Source organism: Carnobacterium sp. (assembly GCF_032094055.1).
Taxonomy (GTDB): domain Bacteria; phylum Bacillota; class Bacilli; order Lactobacillales; family Carnobacteriaceae; genus Carnobacterium_A.
The window spans coordinates 1-892 of the sequence record NZ_DAMDAK010000073.1 but is presented as its reverse complement, the minus strand read 5'-3'; the positions used below and the strand labels follow the sequence as shown (position 1 = coordinate 892).

Annotated in this window: 1 protein-coding gene; it reads right to left on the bottom strand. The window is 36.8% G+C overall.

Annotated features, from left to right (window positions below; genetic code table 11):
- On the bottom strand, nt 1-463 hold a 463-nt coding region (gene ylqF / locus RT405_RS10435), incomplete at its 3' end, for a ribosome biogenesis GTPase YlqF (protein WP_313469562.1).
- Nucleotides 464-892: the final 429 nt, after the last annotated feature.

Sequence of the window (892 nt, the reverse complement as noted above, 5' to 3'; positions counted from 1 at the left end):
TAACACCCGGTCTGTTCCCTGTTTTAGCAATGTTCTTTTTGACAAATCGATTGATCAAAGTCGATTTCCCAACGTTCGGAATGCCGATACTCATTGCTCGGATAGCTCGTGGCTTTCGCCCTTGAGCTGCCATACGATCAAATTTAGGTTTTAATAATCTTTTGGCCTCACTCATTACTTTCTTCATCCCAATACCTTCTTGAGCTACGATCGGCACAGCAGAAATTCCTTGATTGTTAAAATATGCTACCCATTTTTGAACTAAAGCAGCATCAGCCAAGTCGCTTTTATTTAAAATTACAATGCGCGGTTTCTCTCCAATTAATTCGTCTAAAATGGGGTTGCGGCTGGAAAGCGGGATTCTGGCATCAACTAATTCAAAAACGATATCTACTAGCGTTAATTTTTCTGTTACTTGTCTTCTGGCTTTAGCCATATGTCCTGGAAACCACTGAATGGCCATATTATTGATTTCACCTTTCTGTACCAACATTATTGTTGGTTTTTTCTTATCTATAATGATACACGGGAAAAAGATGAAGCAATTTCCAACTTTTTATTTTTGTACTTCTTTGCTTTTAGTAGTGATATCAATTTCCCAAGTCTTTTCCTTAGGCTTTTTCTTCAGTTCGCCATTAGATTTTATTGCCTTTTATTTTAGAGACTTTATTCGATATTGTACCATATCTCAAACCTACTTCCAAATACGGTTTTGTATCTTCTTTTTTTTAAAACTACTCCCTTTATGCGTTATATTCCATAAAATTCCTGTCTTCAACAAAAAAACAAGAAAGAGGATGAGACACAAGTCTCATCCTCTTCCCTTTTTCTTAACTCTTTTTCTTAAACATGCTCCAAAAGGCAGGCTCGACGTCCACTTCACGAATAATGC